At 34.1% G+C, this 19,198-nt stretch carries 15 protein-coding genes; 12 read left to right on the top strand and 3 right to left on the bottom strand.

The genetic code is table 11. The annotated features are described in order from the left end of the window. Positions 1 to 11: 11 nt before the first annotated feature. Complete coding sequence (locus V1503_RS04610; protein ID WP_410625166.1) at positions 12 to 920, bottom strand: class I SAM-dependent methyltransferase; 909 nt, start codon at positions 918 to 920, stop codon at positions 12 to 14. Between the two features lie 212 nt (positions 921 to 1,132). Here V1503_RS04610 and V1503_RS04605 point away from each other — a divergent pair, with 212 nt between their 5' ends. Continuing rightward, positions 1,133 to 2,005 carry a Cof-type HAD-IIB family hydrolase gene (locus V1503_RS04605; RefSeq protein WP_410625164.1) on the top strand — a complete coding sequence of 291 codons (873 nt, stop codon included), beginning with the start codon at positions 1,133 to 1,135 and terminating at the stop codon, positions 2,003 to 2,005. Between the two features lie 919 nt (positions 2,006 to 2,924). Here the strand turns inward: V1503_RS04605 and V1503_RS04600 are convergent. Further along, entirely contained in the window at positions 2,925 to 3,533 is a 609-nt protein-coding gene (locus tag V1503_RS04600) for a TetR/AcrR family transcriptional regulator C-terminal domain-containing protein (RefSeq protein ID WP_410625162.1), read from the bottom strand. Positions 3,534 to 3,740: 207 nt separating this feature from the next. Here V1503_RS04600 and V1503_RS04595 point away from each other — a divergent pair, with 207 nt between their 5' ends. From V1503_RS04595 to V1503_RS04555, 9 genes are all read left to right on the top strand, one after another. Then, positions 3,741 to 4,646, top strand: coding sequence for a PEP/pyruvate-binding domain-containing protein (locus V1503_RS04595; RefSeq protein ID WP_410625160.1), 906 nt, complete (start codon positions 3,741 to 3,743; stop codon positions 4,644 to 4,646). Continuing rightward, on the top strand, positions 4,646 to 6,286 hold the full coding sequence (locus V1503_RS04590) for a PEP-utilizing enzyme (RefSeq protein ID WP_410625158.1): 1,641 nt from the start codon (positions 4,646 to 4,648) through the stop codon (positions 6,284 to 6,286). The genes V1503_RS04595 and V1503_RS04590 overlap by 1 nt, the downstream gene beginning before the upstream one ends. Then, positions 6,279 to 7,610, top strand: coding sequence for an MFS transporter (locus V1503_RS04585; RefSeq protein WP_410625156.1), 1,332 nt, complete (start codon positions 6,279 to 6,281; stop codon positions 7,608 to 7,610). Before V1503_RS04590 ends, V1503_RS04585 begins: the two co-directional genes overlap by 8 nt. Beyond that, entirely contained in the window at positions 7,607 to 8,197 is a 591-nt protein-coding gene (locus V1503_RS04580; RefSeq protein WP_410625154.1) for an NAD(P)H-dependent oxidoreductase, read from the top strand. The genes V1503_RS04585 and V1503_RS04580 overlap by 4 nt, the downstream gene beginning before the upstream one ends. A 31-nt stretch (positions 8,198 to 8,228) precedes the next feature. After that, on the top strand, positions 8,229 to 8,855 hold the full coding sequence (locus V1503_RS04575; protein ID WP_410625152.1) for an FMN-dependent NADH-azoreductase: 627 nt from the start codon (positions 8,229 to 8,231) through the stop codon (positions 8,853 to 8,855). Between the two features lie 1,440 nt (positions 8,856 to 10,295). Continuing rightward, positions 10,296 to 11,795 (top strand): coproporphyrinogen III oxidase, encoded by a 1,500-nt coding sequence (locus tag V1503_RS04570; protein ID WP_410625150.1) that lies wholly within the window; start codon positions 10,296 to 10,298, stop codon positions 11,793 to 11,795. A 174-nt stretch (positions 11,796 to 11,969) separates the two neighbouring features. Continuing rightward, on the top strand, positions 11,970 to 13,526 hold the full coding sequence (locus V1503_RS04565; RefSeq protein ID WP_410625148.1) for a fatty acid--CoA ligase: 1,557 nt from the start codon (positions 11,970 to 11,972) through the stop codon (positions 13,524 to 13,526). A gap of 406 nt (positions 13,527 to 13,932) precedes the next feature. After that, on the top strand, positions 13,933 to 15,546 hold the full coding sequence (locus V1503_RS04560) for a long-chain fatty acid--CoA ligase (RefSeq protein WP_410625146.1): 1,614 nt from the start codon (positions 13,933 to 13,935) through the stop codon (positions 15,544 to 15,546). A 79-nt stretch (positions 15,547 to 15,625) separates the two neighbouring features. Further along, positions 15,626 to 16,423, top strand: a complete 798-nt coding sequence (locus V1503_RS04555) for an enoyl-CoA hydratase (protein ID WP_410625144.1) — start codon at positions 15,626 to 15,628, stop codon at positions 16,421 to 16,423. Positions 16,424 to 16,727: 304 nt separating this feature from the next. Here V1503_RS04555 and V1503_RS04550 read toward each other — a convergent pair whose 3' ends face one another. Next, positions 16,728 to 16,907, bottom strand: coding sequence for a YhzD family protein (locus V1503_RS04550; protein WP_410625142.1), 180 nt, complete (start codon positions 16,905 to 16,907; stop codon positions 16,728 to 16,730). Positions 16,908 to 17,035: 128 nt separating this feature from the next. On the opposite strand from V1503_RS04550, the gene V1503_RS04545 reads away from it, so the two are divergent. Both V1503_RS04545 and V1503_RS04540 read left to right on the top strand, forming a co-directional pair. Next, positions 17,036 to 17,938 (top strand): ABC transporter ATP-binding protein, encoded by a 903-nt coding sequence (locus V1503_RS04545; RefSeq protein ID WP_410625140.1) that lies wholly within the window; start codon positions 17,036 to 17,038, stop codon positions 17,936 to 17,938. After that, positions 17,931 to 19,187, top strand: coding sequence for an ABC transporter permease (locus V1503_RS04540; RefSeq protein WP_410625138.1), 1,257 nt, complete (start codon positions 17,931 to 17,933; stop codon positions 19,185 to 19,187). Before V1503_RS04545 ends, V1503_RS04540 begins: the two co-directional genes overlap by 8 nt. Positions 19,188 to 19,198 lie beyond the last annotated feature (11 nt).

Genomic DNA, 19,198 nt, shown 5'->3' with positions numbered 1-19,198 from the left:
TTTACAAGTTGTTAAAATGTAGCGTGAGCAAAATAAAAATGCTCAAAAGCGCTTAATAGATCGTGTCTGTTGTTGAAATATCGCTTGTCAATATCCTCAGGAGAAAGGTGTTCGTAAAGTAGCATATCTATTTGCTGAAGTGATAAGTCCATCGTATTTGGGTCTAAGCCAGTTTTTAGAGGTTCTTGCGTTTGTTTAGCTATTTCTTGCATTTGTAATATACGTTTTGATGCTCTGTCTGGGTCAAATGCAGTATCATCTAAATAGTCAAATACAATTGAACTTCCAGTGGGTATAATTCTTTTTAATGCATGTAATGTTTCAAAGAGCGTGTCTATCGTTAAATAATACGTTACACCTAACCAGCTGATAAACGTCAATTTCTTAGGTGAGAATGAAGGTTTAATAAGCACATTAGTAATGTTTTCTTCTGTGAAGTCTATAGGGATGAATTGCACGTTGTTAGGTATTTCCCACTTGAGTTCAGCCATTCGCTTTATTTTGAGAGTCTGAGTTGCTGGATGATCAAGTTCAAAAACTTGTAAATGATTTATTAATTCCGTTTTGCGATACGCAAATGTGTCAAAGCCTGCTCCCAATATAATATATTGTTCAACCCCTCTAGTAATAGCATTTTCTAAACAATCCTCCACATATTTTGCACGGCTCACAGTTTGAGGAATACATTGGGTACTCATAACCCAATTTAATGCGTCTGTTTTATTGCTATATTTTGATGCGTTTTGTGGATTGAAAAATGATATGGCCTTAGCCCAATTATGTCCAATCATGGCACTTTCTTCGTCTGATATTAGCTCTTGTGCAAGGAAATCATCAAAGATGATGGGGTAATGGTGTTGTGAATGATAGGATCTAGCAAAGGCACTAACAATTGCGGTTAGGCTTGCTTTGTTATTCACTTAAACATCTCCTTAACATATTTAAGTAGTTAACTACTTAGGTCAATCAGCGCTAATCATATTCTAACACAGAAATGACGGAAATAGAAATAAATATTTAATTATAACATATAATTAAATATTTGTCAATATATTTTTAGAGTTCTATTTCTTTTTATTAATACATAAGTATTATAGATAAACATAGTTACAGCTAGAAGGGAGAGGTAGTAATGTATTACCGCTTACTCGCTATCAATATTGATGGAACTCTACTACGGTCAAATGGTCGGTTACAAAAAGGTGTAAAGGAAGCAATTCAGTTTGTTCAAAATAAAGATGTGTATGTAACACTAGTTACAGGCAGAAACTTTTTGTCAGCTCAAAAAGTAGCGAAGGCTTTAAAAATAGATTCCGTACTTGTAACTCTTAATGGGGCTTTTATTGCTAATTCTATTGATCGTCCAATCTATGTAAATGGTTTATCAGAGGAGAGAACTTTTAATATTGTGCAAGTGTTAGAAAATTATGATTGCAATATAAGGTTAGTTCATGAAAAGTTCTCTTTAGGCAATAGAAAAAGAGCAACAGAAAATATAGTTGCAAAAGCAGTTTTAAATAGTGGTGATCCTTTGTTTTATCCATTGCAATTTGTTGATTCATTAGGTGACCATTTACGCGATAATCCAGTCTCAGCTCTAAAAATAGAAGTGTATTTTTCCAATAAAGATGAGAAGATGAAAGTGGAAGAAACGATTAGCAAAGCATTCCCAACACTCTCTATACTTGGACATATTGAAAATAAAATTGAAATTATTCCAGAAGGCGTGTCAAAGCTTAACGGATTGAAGAGATTAGGTGAGCATATTGGTATTCAATTGAATGAAATGGTTGCAATTGGTTATGCGGTAGATGATTTACCTATAGTTAAACAAGTAGGCTTAGGTGTAGCGATGTGGGATTCACCTAACGAGGTGAAAAAGGCAGCAGATTGGATTACACGTACGAGTAATCAACAAGGTGTAACATATATGATTAAAGAACATTTTCGTAAGCAACAACGAAAAGAATTTCTCCGTGAAGTAAGTCGTTCAGGAGAAAACTAAATAGAATCTTGTCCATCACGTTAATTGTTGCGGTTGAGAGTCTCATCGGGTATACCTCACTTTACAAATTAATTTAACAACCTATCCGATAAGTGATTTTAATTTAATCACGAAACTTTTTAATATCAAATATTTATAGAAAAGATTTAAGTTAAAAAAGTAATAGTTTTTTAGAAAACACCTATTATGGTCAAAACACATTTTGATGTAGATTTGAAAGAAAGATGAGATGTGTTGGATAAAGTCACGATGTTCACAAAAAAATGCGTTGGTATTCCCCTTTGGATATGGTATCTAAAGGGGTGTTTTTATAGTGAAAAGAAAATAATATCTGAATAAATAGCTGTTAATTGACATAAAGCTGTTCCATTAGATTCAATACTAAACCTGAACTTGTCTAACTTTATAAGGATCATTAGCTTTTTTTTACTAGATTATAAAACTAAACTTAGTTGAGAATTTGGATAAATTATTGCTTACAGGGTCTGATTCCGGTTTAGAGGTGGATTCAGGCCTTTAGTTTTGTCCTTAGTATGTCCATTGAGTCGATTAAGAATTAATTGTATATTTTTAGGATAGACGTACAAAACTGATGCAATGTTTGGAGAGTTAACAACTAATCTAATCACTAGATCTTTCATACTAAATGGTATTGGTGAACTATTATTCGGATACTTATTTTGAAAGAAAGGTTTTGAATATGCAATTTTAGCACACACGTTTCCCCATGTTTTTTTACAATTTATATTTATTCCACGCTTTTATTAGTTCTGATGAAACAACCAATTAGATTACAAAAGATCTTTTCTAACCCCGTCTCAAAAAAATTTAGGACGGGGTTAAATAAGGCTAAGAATTAAACAAATTTATTAATTGTAGATTCCAGTCTATTTTAGAATTTACTTATAGAATAACATTTCTATCTAATCTCAACTCCCGCTGCATTCGTGTGTCCTCTCAAAATAATTTGAGATATCATAACGGACATTTCTTCTGGAGATTTATGATTTTCCTCTCTTAACCACCAATCTATTATTCCGACAAAAGCTGAGCTAGAAAAATGAAGAAGTACTTCCTTTGGAATTTTAAAATCCGCATCTGTCATTCCTAGATTATTAAAATTTTCTTCGAATTTACCAATCATGACTTCCTCTAAGTTTTTTCTAAATTCATAAACTCCATGTTTTCCGAACATTACTTGGTAAAAGAAACGATGTTTTTCAACACTTTCATAAACTCTCTGAATGGTCATTTGATGGTTTTTTATTTTAAACTGTTGCTCTTCGATATGATTATTAGAATCACCATAAGATGTGATGAGTTCTTTTAATACTACATCCATCATCTGCTCTAATAAATCATACTTGTCTTGATAATGTAAATAAAATGTCGCGCGGTTTATCATCGCTTCATCTGCAATGTTTTGGATTGTAATGCTATCAAAACCTTTTTGTTGGAGTAATTTTAAGAAGGCTTCTCCAATTAGTTTTCTCGTACGAGTGATTCGTAAATCTTCTTTATTTGCCATAATGTACCCATCCAATCGTTTTTTATTATTTTAAACAACAATTCATTTTACGATGTCGTGTATAAAACAAATGAAGAAACATTGATTATTGTGTCATCGTAAATTTCAAATATAATAACAGTATAAACAACAGGTTATTAAATAATCAACATGTTGTTGGATAATATGCACTTATTAAATTGTGCCCTTGGAAGGAGAATCAAAAAAATGAATGTTGTAAGTTTAACAGATTGTATAAAACTAGAGAAAGTGTTGGTAGGTTCAAAAGCGATGAACCTATCTAAAATAAAATCAACAATACCTTTAATACCAGATGGATTTGTATTAACTTCAGATTCTTTTAAAAAATTTCTTACACATAACAATATCAGGTCCAAGAATAACCGACACATTCAAGAAGAAGTTTTAACTGCTGAATATCCAAGGGAACTGGAATTATCCATATCAAAATTTTTCAACGCTATAAAAACCAGTCCTGATGTAATACTAGCCGTTCGTTCTTCCTCAGCAATGGAAGACCTAAATAACGCATCCTTCGCAGGGCAATATGAAACAATTTTGAATGTGAAAAATTTGGATCAATTATTGGATAGTATTAAGCGTTGCTGGGCTTCGTATTTTTCAGCACACATACTAGACTATGCTAAAACCAATAATATATCTCTCTCGGATGTTCAGATGGGTGTTTTCGTTCAACAGATGATTAACGCAGATGTATCGGGCGTAATTTTCAGCTCTAATCCAGTAACGAATAACCAAAACGAAATACTAGTAAATGCAAGTTATGGATTAGGAGAAGCAATTGTGGATGGTAGTGTAACTCCAGATATGTATGTAATTAACAAAGAAAACAAACACATTGTAAAGGAATTAGGTGATAAAAAGATCCAAATAATTGCTAAGGAAGAGGGAAATGAATCTGTAGTGGTTTCTACGGATCTACAAAAAATATTTTGCTTGGGTGACGAAGAAATTCTAGAACTAGTTGATATAACAATGAAAATAGAAAATTACTTTGAAAATCCAGTAGATATAGAATTTGCTATAAAAAATAACATTATTTATATTTTGCAATCAAGACCTATTACGACTTTAAAAGGAGAAAATGTATAATGACATCCAATATATATCATGTAGATTTAAAGGATTTTAAACAAAATTTAATAATATCGGAGGTAGAGAAGAAATGGTTTTGGGAATACAATGATGCACATTTCTCGAAGCCACTTACTCCCTTATTTGCTTCATTCATGGGCCCTTCAGTTTCTAGTGGGACCTTGGAAGCTTTTGAAAAATTGAAACTCCCATTAAAACAATTTCAATTTAAAATTTCGAAAGGCTACCATTACCAAACAGTTAAAGTACATGATAACCCTGAGACGAGAGTAGCGGAACATAAAGAAGTGATGACAACAGTTTTTCCAAGAGCATCAGAAATTCTTTTTAAATATGTAGAAAATACTCTACTTCCATACTACAGCATACTGGATGAAGCAAAAAAACAAAAGTTATCCTTAGAAGAAGCAGAAGAAAGAGTGTTAGAACTTTATCAGATGTATTTGAAAATTTGGTCCATACACTTTGAAGTAGTGATGCCAAAAATGTCAATGGGGCTAGCTCTTGAGGAGATATACGGGAAGTTGTTAAATACCAAAGACACAACAGGAGTATATGATTTGTTATTAGGAACCATGAATAAATCAATTGAAACAGACCGAGAACTGTGGAGGCTCTCTTTAATTGTAAAAGATTCAGAAAATTTATCTGAAATATTTAATAATTCAGATGTGAATCATTTAAGTGAATCACTTAATAATGTGGATGAAGGCCGTCAGTTTTTAACTACTGTCAAAACTTTCTTGGAAACATATGGTTACCGTGCGAGCAATCATGAATTTAATGAAGAAACATGGGTGGAAAATCCGAATCATGCTTTAACATTGGTTAAAAACTATATTGAAAAAGATTTTGATTTCGAAGCTGAGCTGCAAGAAGGGATCAATAAGAGAGAACAGAAAGTGAATGAAGTATTAGCTAGAATGCCTGATGGGGAGTTAAAAGAAACATTTATTTCGCTTTATGGTATGGCACTAAGAATGTGGGGAATTAATGAAGACCATCATTTTTATATTGATGCGATGTTACCGGCAAAAGCACGTCTATTTTTATTAAATGTTGGAGGTTTATTAGTTAACCATTCTGTCATCGAAAAGAAAGAAGATATTTCTTACCTTTATTTAGACGAATTAGTTGAATTATTAAGACAGCCTAAGTCAGTATTTGACTTGATCAAAGAAAGAAAAGAGGAACATAAGAACAATGAAGCAATTACTCCTGTTCCTTTCTATGGTAATCGACCGGAGGGGCGTTCGTCAGATCCAATCGCAGAAAGAATGTTTGGTACAAGAATGGCCGACTTAAATGAAGAGGAGAAAACATTTACGGGTTATTCTAGTAGCGTAGGAGTACACACTGGAACAGTAAAGGTTGTTAGTGATCAAAGTGAATTTGATAAGGTGAAAAAAGGAGATATCCTTGTCTGTAAAACGACTACACCACCATGGACAGTATTGTTTAACTTAGCAGGTGCCATTGTTACAGATGTAGGTGGAATTCTATCACATGCTGCTACTGTTGCAAGAGAATATGGAGTTCCTTGTGTAACCGGAACGAAAATTGCAACCTCTACACTAAAAGACGGAGATGTGGTTAAAGTGGATGGTGCTAAAGGTGAAGTTACCATTCTTGAATAAAACAAATCTGATTTTGTTGTCTATATTAATAGGGACGTTTTTAGTCCCTGTTAATTCAACAATGATCGCTGTTGGGCTTCCTAGTATTGCATCCTATTTAAATGTTTCAATTACTGATATATCATGGGTGGTTACTATTTATTTAATTGTTATGGCAGTCGTGCAGCCCATTGCGGGTAAATTAGGGGATTTATATGGGAATAAACAAGTAATGCAGATCGGGTTTATTGTGTTTCTTATCTCATCGATCGCTTGTGCTTTTTCTTTTAATTTGTTTTCTCTTATTCTATTTCGTTCTTTACAAGCACTAGGCGGTGCATTATTAATTCCAAATGCTACCGCGATTATTCGTTTCGCCATTCCAACAAAAAAATTGAGTTATGCTTTTGGTATTTTTGGCCTTACGATGGGTTTAGGTGCAGCAATAGGCCCCCTACTGGGTTCATTTTTAATCCGTTCATTCAGTTGGGAAGCTATATTTTGGGTTAATATTCCTTTTCTGGTCATTGGTGTGATTGCCAATTGGCTTATTGTACCTAATGTGAACGATTCCCAACCTAATAACAAAACCTTGGATATAGCAGGTACTTTATACCTTGGTGCAATATTGACATTCATGACATTATTTGCAACCAAAAATGAATTAATAACTGGTTGGACGACTCTTGTTTTATTTATCTTAGTTGCCTTATTTAGTTATCAAGAGCTAGTAAGCAAAGCTCCTTTAATTGAATTTAGTATGTTTAAAAATATCCATTTTACTACTGCAAACTTATTTATTATGATTAATAACTTTTTCATGTACAGTACGGTTCTTTTTATTCCTATTTCACTGAATCAGTTTAGTATCAGCACAATTGGTATGATGTTATTCTTTTTTGCCCTATCTATGTCATTATCTTCATGGATAGGAGGGACATTGGCCAATAAGATTGGCAAGGAAAAAGTCATTTCTATATCCTTTTTCTTATGTTGCATCACAGCACTACTTTATTTCGCGATTAGTAATGAATCTTCTTATCCGTTTGTTGTAATTGCATTAATTTTTGGTGGTTTTTCTTCAGGAATTGGAATTGCCTCAATGCAGATCAATAGTTTGAAATCTGTACCAAGAGAGAAAGTGGGAATTGCTTCTGGAATTTACTCTACTTTTAGATATTTGGGTGGAATAATGGCATCCGTGGTAGTTGCTATTTTAATAGGTAATACATTCTTTTTTTTATTATTACTGTGTTTTTCAATCATAGGTCTTATCCTTTCACTTGGATTAGTTCTGAAAAATAGAACAAATTTAAATACAAAAAAATATGAGGTGAAAATATGAATACACTCATTATCTATACACATCCGAATCATTCCAGTTTATGTTATTCATTTTTGCAAAAAACTTTAAAGGGAATGAGAGAGAATTCCAATATTAAGGAAATAAAAGTACTCGATTTATATGAGGAAGGATTTAATCCTGCGCTTGTATTTAATAAGGATAAAAGAAGAAGGGACATGCATAAGGATCCTGATTTAAAAAAGTATAGAGATCAAATTATTCAGGCAGATAAAATTGTTTTTATTTATCCAATTTGGTGGGGAAGACCACCAGCAATGCTTTTAGGCTATATAGATCAAATATTCTCAACAAATTTTGCATATAAAAATGTTGGGAAAATCATGCCAGAAGGGCTATTGAAGGGAAAATCCGTTGTTTGTATCTCAACAATGAAAGGACCGGAAATTCTTTATCCGTTACTTATATTGAGAAATTCCCATAAGCGTTCAATGGAAAAGTTAGTATTCAATTTTGTAGGAATTAAAGATGTAAAGTTTTTTGAATTCGGTAATATGGAGAACCCGAAAGGAAAACATACAAAAAAACTAGAAAAAGTTTACCAATATTTTCAGCAAATAAGTAGCTAAGTAAACTCAGTAATATAGGGAGAGAAGTAAAATGAAAAAAGTACTATTAGTGAAAGCAAATCCACAACAAGAGAAAAAATCTTATTCACTGCGTTTAGCAAAAAAGTTTATTGATGAATACCAAACGCAGAACCCAAATGATCAAATTATAGAGTTAGATTTGTATAAGGAAGAGATTCCTTTTATTGATGGTGATGTGTTATCTGCTAGAGGGAAGGTCGTGTTAAAACAAGAGCTTAATGAAATAGAGTTAGAGAAAATAAATAAAATAAACCGACTAGCCGACTTATTTTTAGAGTCAGATAAAATCATTTTCTCTGCACCTATGTGGAATTTTGGTTTTCCACCTATGGTAAAGGCATATATTGATGCCATATCCATTGCAGGCAAAACTTTTAAGTACACAGAGAATGGACCGGTGGGCTTAGCAGGAGATAAAGCTGTTGTTTTACTTGAGGCACGTGGGGGGATTTATTCAGAAGGTTCAGGAGCAAGCTCCGAGCATACAAAAAGCTATTTAGAAACTGTCATGAATTTTTTAGGGGTTAAAAACTTTAAAGTTGTTTTGTGTGAGGGTGTAAATTTAGATCATTCAAAAGTTGAAGAGATATATCTTGAAGCAGTTAACAATGCAAAAGAGGTTGCAAGATTATTTTAATTAAGTATAACTATCGCTCTTCTTGGCGTGTAGAAGGTACCTAACGTTGTTGAAAGAAATTTCAGTAGGAACTTCGAATTTATGAGTATGGGATATATGGACTTACTTAATTGGGGCTTAAATTCATATAATCTAATCATAGTTCCTTATGACAGTATATATTGCAACATTGGAGCCATTTTTTATTATCCGTTTGTTAGGGTGAATCCACCTAACAAGTTCTCTATCTGAATGTCATCTCACATAAAGCTGTAAAAAATGTCTTGTTGGATATTTTGAACCATTTTTTAAAACTATTAAGATCATAAGTACAATGGCGACCATTGCGGTGTACAAGTACTATACGTAATTATGTAAATGATTATAATCCTGTTGAAAAGGAAAACGTTGGAGCTATTAAAGATGAATTGCTTGAAGAAACTTTATATGTCAGATATTTTTCTTGGCTTAATAAAATTTACTTTGAATTTATCCAGTGTGTGAAAAATAGAAAGAATAAGTGGAGATATCAGAAGACATATTGTTCATGCAAGTACGTTAAATTACTCATTTCATCATGGTGATTTCCTCTTTGATAGAATCCATATTATATTGACTGATACCCAGAAGATAGTGTTGAAAATTAATAAAATGACAATAGAAAAGAATATATAGAAAACGAAAGCGATATACATTGTAGGCAGTCAAACTAATGTTGAACGTAGGGAACTTATCTTTAATATCACTTCAGCACAAGCTTTCTCAAATGAAGTGAAAGAAGATGTTTTTGTGAAACATAATAAAAATTTTGTAGAATAACTATTATTCTTATTGGATGCACCAACAAATAAGGAAAACATATTATGTATTATTGGTATGGTGACATGGAAACTGTCCTACTATTTGATTAAAATAGGGCAGTTTTTGTGTTTACTTATCTTTTTGAAAAGTTATACATCGGCAATTACTTTCTAATTCTAAGGTAGGGCTTGATCCGACATCTATAAAGGATAGTTGATACATATGACAACCTAATTCTGGTTCATCACAGACTATATTATTAGGAGTTTATGTGTAGGGGGTTGGATCTTTGTTCAAACACATTGTAACTACATAAAGTTGTAGTATCCTCTCCTGATATTCGTTCAACATCATAATTGATAATAAGGGTGCCACCTGCAACAGCTATTTTTTGTATTTCTATCATTATATCAAGTAGATTACCTTATCGTTATTTATACCGTATATTATCTGTGCAAGGCAGCGTAGATATTGATAAATGGTTTAATCATGATAACTTATTTTAAAATGATATCCTTACTTCCAAGCAGGAAAGGAATATTAAGTAGAGATGATCTTTTTTGGGGTGAAAAATCTATTCTCCCATCTCATGATTGACCAATTTACATATGTTCTGTACACTTAGATAAGTTTGGATCGGACAATAAGAAGGTGATGTATATGAGAATAGTAATAAATGGTTTGGATGATCCGCGATATCAACGTCCAATGGAACTAATTACAGATTTATTTTTTGAACAAAGCGAACTATCGTTTAATAATATTGATGATCCAACATTAATTGTTACGGTTGATTTAGACGAGAGTATTAACGCTTCAGCTACTGCTAAATTGCATGTACTTGCGACAAATCATATATATGAAGCAAAGATGGAAAAATCGCTTGCTTCTTTTGAAAGTGAAAAGGAACGCTTTACCCAAATAAAAAATATCGTTTTATATGTGTATTTATCATTGTTACAGCAGCATACAAAAGTGAGACAACCATGGGGATTATTAACTGGGATTCGCCCAACGAAATTACTTCATAAAAAACTTCAGTTAGGTATAGCTAAAAAACAGGCTCATAACGAGCTTCGTGATAACTATATGATTTCAGATGAAAAAATACAACTGATGCAGCAAATTGTGGATCAACAGCTTTCAGTTGTGCCAGATCTATATCAATTAAAGAACGAAGTAAGCATTTATATCGGAATTCCATTTTGTCCAACGAAATGCGCATATTGTACCTTTCCTGCTTATGCGATAAATGGTAGGCAGGGCTCAGTAAATTCATTTCTGGGGGGACTCCATTATGAAATGCGTAAAGTAGGAGCTTGGTTAAAAGAAAATGGTATTAACATTACGACTATATATTTCGGTGGTGGAACACCTACAAGTATTTCAGCAGAAGAAATGGATATGCTTTACGAGGAAATGTATGAGTCCTTTCCGAATGTTGAAAATGTGCGAGAAATTACGGTAGAGGCTGGTCGTCCTGATACAATTACACCTGAGAAGCTCACTGTGTTGAACAAATGGAAAATTGATCGTATAAGCATCAATCCACAATCGTATATTCAAGAAACATTAAAAGCAATTGGACGCCATCATACGGTTCAAGAAACGATTGATAAATTTCATCTTGCTAGGCAAATGGGGATGAATAACATTAATATGGACCTTATCATTGGATTACCTGGAGAAGGTAAAGAACAATTTCACCATACATTATCAGAAACAGAAAAATTAATGCCTGAATCATTAACGGTGCATACTTTATCATTTAAACGTGCTTCAGAAATGACAAAAAACAAAGCTAAATATCCAGTAGCAGATAGACAAGAAATAGCTGAAATGATGGATATGGCTACTCTATGGACCACTGAAAAAGGATATAGACCTTATTATTTGTATCGACAAAAAAATATCCTAGGAAATTTAGAAAACGTTGGATATGCTCTTCCTAACCAAGAAAGCATTTATAATATTATGATTATGGAAGAACAGCAAACAATTATTGGATTAGGCTGCGGGGCGTCGAGTAAACTTGTGCACCCACAAACCGGAAAAATAACTAGGTTTGCAAATCCTAAAGACCCGAAAACGTTTAATGACGGTTACGAAAAGTATACACATGATAAAATTTCTATCCTTTCAAATATATTTTCTGATTGAAAAATTGCATTATTTCACTAAAAAAGTTGCCCTTGAAATTTTAACTTTCCTGGCAACTTTTTTTAGTGAATTATATTTTTAGAATATTCACAAAAATAAAGGTGTTTTACTTTTTTTTGATGAAATATATATTGGAATGAATTACTTAAATAATTGTAAAAAGGAGGAATTTTTTTGTACATGACTATTGCCAGATTATTTGAACAAACGGTCGCTAAATTTCCTAACAAGGAAGCGTTGGTCGATGTTGCTAAAGGATATAGGTTAACTTATGAACAATGGGACATTGAGGTAAATAAGTTAGCAAATGCGTTACTTTCCTCAGGGGTGCAAAAGGGTGATAGAGTATCAACCTATCTTTTTAACACGAGTGAACTAGCAACGGTCCTTGTAGCTTGTGCTAAAATTGGTGCTATATTTAATCCAATAAATTTTAGGCTGCAACCAAAAGAAGTAGCTTACATTTTAAGTGATGCAGAACCAAAAGTACTTTTGTTTGAGAAAGCCTTAGAACCTCATATATTTGCAATTCATAAAGAATTTACAAACACCTCCTTCTGGTATATAAACGAAGATACTCCTTCTTATGCAGTAAGTTATGATGAAAGATTAAAACTAGCTTCTCGAGTACAACCTCAAGTGAAAATTAGCGAAGATGATCTCTACGCAATTATGTATACGAGTGGTACGACAGGAAGGCCTAAAGGTGTCCTTCACCGTCACCGTGATATGGTTGAACAAAGTATTATTTGCCTTACCGCTCTGAAAATAACGGATAAAGATAGAGGTCTTGTCACAGCCCCGATGTTTCATTGTGCTGAATTACATTGTTGCTTCATACCGAGGATACATGTCGGAGCAACTAATGTCATACTCCACCATTTTGATCCACAAAGCGTGTTAAAAACAATTGAAGGAGAGAAAATCTCAGTTTTGTTTGCAGCACCTACGATGTGGAATATGCTGTTGCAGGAACAAATTGAACCTAAATCACTCACTTCATTGCGCTTAGGGCTGTATGGTGCAGCGCCAATGGCTCCTGTATTAGTAAAGTCAATAAAAGAGATAATGGGAATTGATTTAATACAAGCATATGGTATGACGGAGATGGGTCCTGCGGTTTCGTTTCTTATGGAAGATGAACAATTACTCAAAGCAGGGTCTGCTGGCAGAGCATGCATAAACCACGAAATACGTATAGTACGGCCGAATGATGATGGCCCTGCAGATCCGGAGAATGGTCTGTCTCCAGGAGAAGTAGGGGAAATCATTGTTAGGGGTCCTTGTATGATGGAAGGATATTTTAATCGTACTGAAGCATCGGATAAAGCGATGTATAAAGGATGGTATCATTCAGGAGATCTAGGCTATCTTGATCAAGGAGGATATTTATATATAGCAGATAGAGTTGATGACATGATTATAAGTGGGGGAGAGAACGTATATCCGAGAGAAGTAGAGGACGTACTCCATGCATATGACGGAGTGCTAGATGTTGCTGTACTTGGCGAGCCAGATGAGGTATGGGGAGAAAAAGTCATAGCAATAATAGTAAAAAAAAATCCACAGCTAACGGCAGAGATGTTAGAAGACTACTTGAAAAATAGTGATCAGCTTGCAAATTATAAACGACCTAGAAAATATGTTTTTATAGATGCGCTACCTCGCAATGCGAGTGGAAAAATCCAAAAGTTTTTACTTCGAGAGCAATTGACTAACACTCAAGTATAAATACCTTCTTTGAAGGCTCTTTTCGTACACTTTGAAGCTATTGTTATCAAATTATATTGTTAGTCATTTTGCTATAGAAGAAAAGCTGCCCTGAACTCTAGTTGTGCAAGAATTTACTTCTTAATACGAAAAGCACAATCAATGTGAAAACGACTTTTATACAGGCTCTTTTCGTAAACTTTGAAAGCTATTGTTATCAAATTAGAAAAATAAAAAGTGGTTTAATATTGTTAGTCATAATGCTAAAGAGGAAAAGCTGCCATGAACTATAGTAGTTAACGTGTTAAATAGATCAATTGGGAAATGAAGCTGAGATGATTGCAGAGTTTGTTATGGAAAAGTGGAGACTAAAGGTGTAAATGGGGGCTCGTTCCTTCCTAAAACCAACAAATAGGAGGCTGGTATCATGATGAATTCACCGTTAATTTTGCCAATGATGATGGAGCACGCTGAAACATATTTTCCGAACAAGAAGGTTATCTCTCGAATGGCACTAGGAAAAACAACACATACGTATAAGCAAATTGGTGAGAGAACTAGACGTTTATCAAGTGCATTGCAAAAACTGGGGATCAACAAAGGGGAACGTGTTGGAACGTTTGCGTGGAACCACCATCGCCATCTTGAAGCGTATTTTGGCATACCTGGGATTGGAGCTGTTCTTCATACAATTAATATTCGCCTAGCTCCTGAACATATTGTCTATATTATTAATCATGCGGAGGACAAAGTTTTATTAATTGATGAGGATTTGCTTCCGCTTATTGAAAAAATTAAAGATGAGCTTCCAACTGTTCGAGCTTATATCATTATGACAGATAAAGAAGACATTCCTGAAACAATACTTGAACCGGTTTTCCACTATGAAAAAATGCTTGCTGATGCTGACCCAACTTTTCCATTTGACAATAATATGGATGAAAATGACCCAGCAGGTATATGTTATACATCAGCAACAACAGGGAACCCAAAAGGTGTTGTTTATTCTCACAGGGCAATTGTTCTACACAGTTTTGCATTAGGATTGGCCGACAGTGCAGCAATTTCTGAGAGTGATGTATCATTAGCAGTTGTACCGATGTTTCATGCTAATGCTTGGGGATTACCTTTTGCGGGGGTATGGTTTGGAACAACCATGGTTATGCCAGGACCTTCTTTTACTCCAAAGATATTAGCACAATTAATGGAGTCAGAAAAAGTGACAATAGCAGCTGGTGTTCCTACGATTTGGTTAGGGTTATTACAGGTTCTTGAACAAGGAGACTACAATTTAAAGAGTGTAACTAGGATTTTATGTGGTGGTTCTGCTGCACCAAAAGGAATGATAAAAGCATTTGAATCAAAATATGGCATCCCATTTATTCATGCATATGGAATGACTGAAACGAGCCCACTTGTTGTTTTGTCTAGATTAAAAAGCTATCAAACTAACTTATCAGAGGAAGAGCGTTTAGAAATTCGGTCTAAGCAAGGTTATCTTGTGCCGGGTGTTGAAATGAAAGTGATCGGTAAAGATGGCGAAGTAACATGGAACGGAACAGAAATGGGTGAGCTCTGTTTACGAGGTCCGTGGGTAGCAGAAGAATATTATCATGATGATAGAAGTAAAGATGCATTTCGTGATGGCTGGCTCCATACAGGTGATGTAGTAACAGTGGACCAAGAAGGAGTAATTAAAATTGTAGATCGAACAAAGGATCTTATTAAAAGTGGTGGTGAATGGATTTCATCTGTAGATTTAGAAAATGCTTTAATGGCTCATGAGGAAGTTTTTGAGGCTGCTGTCATTGCAGTTCCTCATGAAAGATGGCAAGAGCGACCTATTGCTTGTGTTGTAATGAAGGATGGAAGAAATGCTGTAACGAAGGAAGAACTTTACGAGTATTTGCGCCCTCAGTTTGTCAAATGGTGGCTTCCAGATGATATCGTATTCATGAAAGAAATACCAAAGACATCCGTTGGAAAATTTTTAAAAAGAGCATTGAGAGAACAGTTAAAGGAGCATCTTCAAAAACGATAAACAAAAAATAATTTCAGAATATTTATTTTATTGTATAGTTTTGGTACAATTATAAAGAATAAATAAAAGGGGGATAATTATGACAACTCAAAGCTCTACTGAAGTAGTTCTATTAACAGTCGAAGGAAGAGTGGCAACACTAGAATTAAATCGTCCGAAAGTTTTAAATGCAATGGACGTGGAAATGATTTTTAGTATAGTAGAAAAGCTTCATGAAGTTGCTGACAGTGAGGCAGACATACTTGTTATTAAAGGAAGCGGGAAAGGTTTTTGTTCAGGCGGTGACATTAAATCAATGCTAGCAACTGCCGCATCAGCTGGACCAGAAGACTTCGAAAAAATGATGAACAAAATAAACGAAATGATGGAAACGCTTTATAAGTTGCCACTATTAACGATTAGTGCAATCCATGGTCCTGCAGCTGGATTAGGGTTAAGCTTTGCTTTAGCGAGTGATTACGTAATGGCTGAAGCTCATTCGATTGTTGCGATGAACTTTATCGGGATCGCCTTAGTTCCTGACGGTGGGGGACATTTCTTTATCGAAAGACGAGTAGGTGAACAAAAGGCGAAAAAAATTATTTGGGAAGGCGAAAAACTTCCTGTAGCTAAGGCACTTGAGCTAGGCCTGATCGATCAAGTTGTTGAAGGTAACTTCGAGGAAGCAGTTCAAGCTAAAGTTACTGAGTGGTTAAACAAACCTACCAAAACAATGTTAGAGACTAAAAGTATTTTTAAACAAATGCATTTACCTACATTAAAGAATATTCTTGAGTTAGAAAAGCAGGCCCAATTTAAAATGCGCCAAACGGCTGATCATCAAGAAGGTATCATCTCATTTATTGAGAAGAGAAAACCTCAATTTACAGGAAAATAATCATAAAATTGAAAACGATTTCATAAATAATTTACTTTCTAGTAAGTAAAAAAGCGCAAGTTTCACATTACATATCAATAGTGAGCTTGCGCTTTGGTTTTGTATAAAACTCTGAAATTGATAAAATAGTTGATTTGACCTGAAAGACAGCAAAATTGACCGTTAAAGTAGCGTAATTGACCGTTAAAATTGCTTGATTGACCTGTAAATCAGTACGTGTGGTCGATTAACATTGATTGTGAACGATATGCGTTCCTGTTACATATCACAACATCAACACCGGACTTATCTGTGGTAAATGCTATTAGCGGTGAAACAAAATTAGTTTTCCTTGTGAAGACGTACAGCGGTGCGTTTTATCTTGGTAGTTTGCTTCAACTAACAATTGTTCTCCTTTCAATTTTGCTTCTTTGTCACCGCTTGCTTCAAATGTCTTTTCTAGTAATTTCTCACCGCTTGCATCATATACTGTTAAAGTGTACACAATTCAACAACTCCTTATTAAATATTTACTATTATTCTTACATAATAATCGAAATTCTGCAAAAAATATGAAACTTATTAGTTTTTTTAATCGTAATTATAGTATCGAAAAATAGGAGGAGGTAGACTATGGGGTTAAAGCTAGAGAATGTGACAAAACGTTTCGGCAGTTTTTCAGCTGTTGATAAGTTAACAATTGATATTCCAGAGAAAGAAATGTTTGGCTTCTTAGGGGCGAATGGGGCTGGAAAAACGACAACCTTTCGAATGATTTTAGGATTGTTAGATGCTACTGAAGGAAACATTACTTGGGAAGGAAAACCAATTAATTATTCATCAAGCCATTTAGTTGGTTATTTGCCAGAAGAACGAGGACTCTACCCAAAATTGAAGGTTGTCGAGCAGATTGTTTACTTTGGTAGGCTACGAGGGATGGACAAAGCAAAGGTGGTAAAAGAATTAGATTACTGGCTTGAACGATTCAAGGTTCCAGAATACAAGAATAAAAAAGTTGAAGAGTTATCTAAAGGTAACCAGCAAAAAATTCAATTTATTTCAGCTGTTATACATAAACCTAAATTACTTATTTTGGATGAGCCATTTAGTGGCTTAGACCCAGTAAATGTTGAACAACTAAAAGAAGCTGTCATCGACTTGAAGAAGGAAGGTACTTCAATCGTTTTCTCAAGCCATAGAATGGAACATGTAGAGGAATTATGTGAGCATTTATGTATTATGCATCACGGTAAACCTGTCGTTCATGGTAGCTTAAAAGATATTAAAAGATCATTTGGTAAAAAGAATGTAATGATCGACGCTGACTTTGATTTATCTGACATTAAAACGTTACCTGGTGTAGTCAAAGCTAAGGATACGGCACTAGGGATGGAGCTGCAAATAGAAAATGAGAATGTTTCACAAAAAATTCTTGCGCAAATTAGCAATAAGGGCTTTATAAGAAAATTTATGCTAGAAGAACCTTCGTTAAATGATATTTTTATAGAAAAGGTAGGTGCTTCTTATCATGAATAAATTTTGGATTATTGTGTCAAATACCTACATGACTAAGTTAAAAACAAAATCGTTTATTATATCAACTCTTATCATAGGTTTAATAGTATTTGCTTTAGGAAATATGCAAAATATTATAGACTTTTTTAATAAACAAGATAAGGCAACAACGATTGCTGTAATTGACGAAACTGAGGAGTTATTTGAGCCTTTTAAAGCCCAGTTAGATGTTTTTAGTGAAGAGTTAACCGTTGAGAAATATAGTGGGACAGAAGAAGAAGCCACATTGAAGGTTGAAGAGGAAGATTATACTGGATTTATCATTCTTTCTTATAATGAAGCAAATTTACCTCAAGGAACCTTTAAGGCGATGAGTATAACTGATAATGATGTAAATACGAAGCTAGAACAAGCTTTACAGCAATTGAAAACAACGATTGCAACGAGTCAAATAGGACTTGAACCATCACAGGTGGAGAAATTATATGAACCAGTATTTTTCGAAAAAATAGCGCTTGCGGAGGATGCAAAAACAGAGGAAGAATTAATGCAAGCACGAGGCATTGTTTATGTGTTATTATTCTTTATTTATATCTCAGTCATCATGTATGCGAGCATGATAGCTACTGAAGTTGCTACAGAAAAAACTTCACGGGTAATGGAAATAATTATTTCGAGTGTTTCGCCTGTAACACAAATGTTTGGGAAGATTTTAGGTATTGCTCTTCTTAGCTTAACGCAGCTTGCAGCTATACTAGCAATAGGATACTTTTCATTATCAAGCAATGTAGATAATATTCAAAACAGTGGCGGGGTTTTAGAATTCTTTGGGTTTGCTAATATACCAGCATCTACGATTATATATGGTTTTGTATTTTTTATACTTGGTTATTTGTTATATTCAACACTTGCTGCAGTTCTAGGTTCGTTAGTGAGCAGGATTGAAGATGTACAGCAAATGATTATGCCAATGACGCTGTTAATCGTTGCAGCTTTTATGATCGCAATGTTTGGATTAGGAGTACCTGAAGCTCCCTTTATTACAGTCACATCTTATATACCATTTTTTACTCCGATGATTATGTTTCTACGTGTAGGCATGTTAAATCTTCCTTGGTGGGAAATTACCTTAAGTATCACACTGCTAGTAGGAACAATTGTAGCGTTAGCATTATTCGGAGCGAAAGTATATCGCGGTGGTGTATTAATGTACGGAAAATCAAGCTCGTTTAAAGATATTAAAAAGGCGTTACAATTAACAAAAAAATAACGGAAATCAAT

Source organism: Nanhaiella sioensis, assembly GCF_046557775.1.
Taxonomy (GTDB): Bacteria; Bacillota; Bacilli; order Bacillales; family SM2101; genus Nanhaiella; species Nanhaiella sioensis.
The sequence above is the reverse complement of the archived record's forward strand: the minus strand, read 5'-3'. Positions and strand labels throughout refer to the sequence as shown.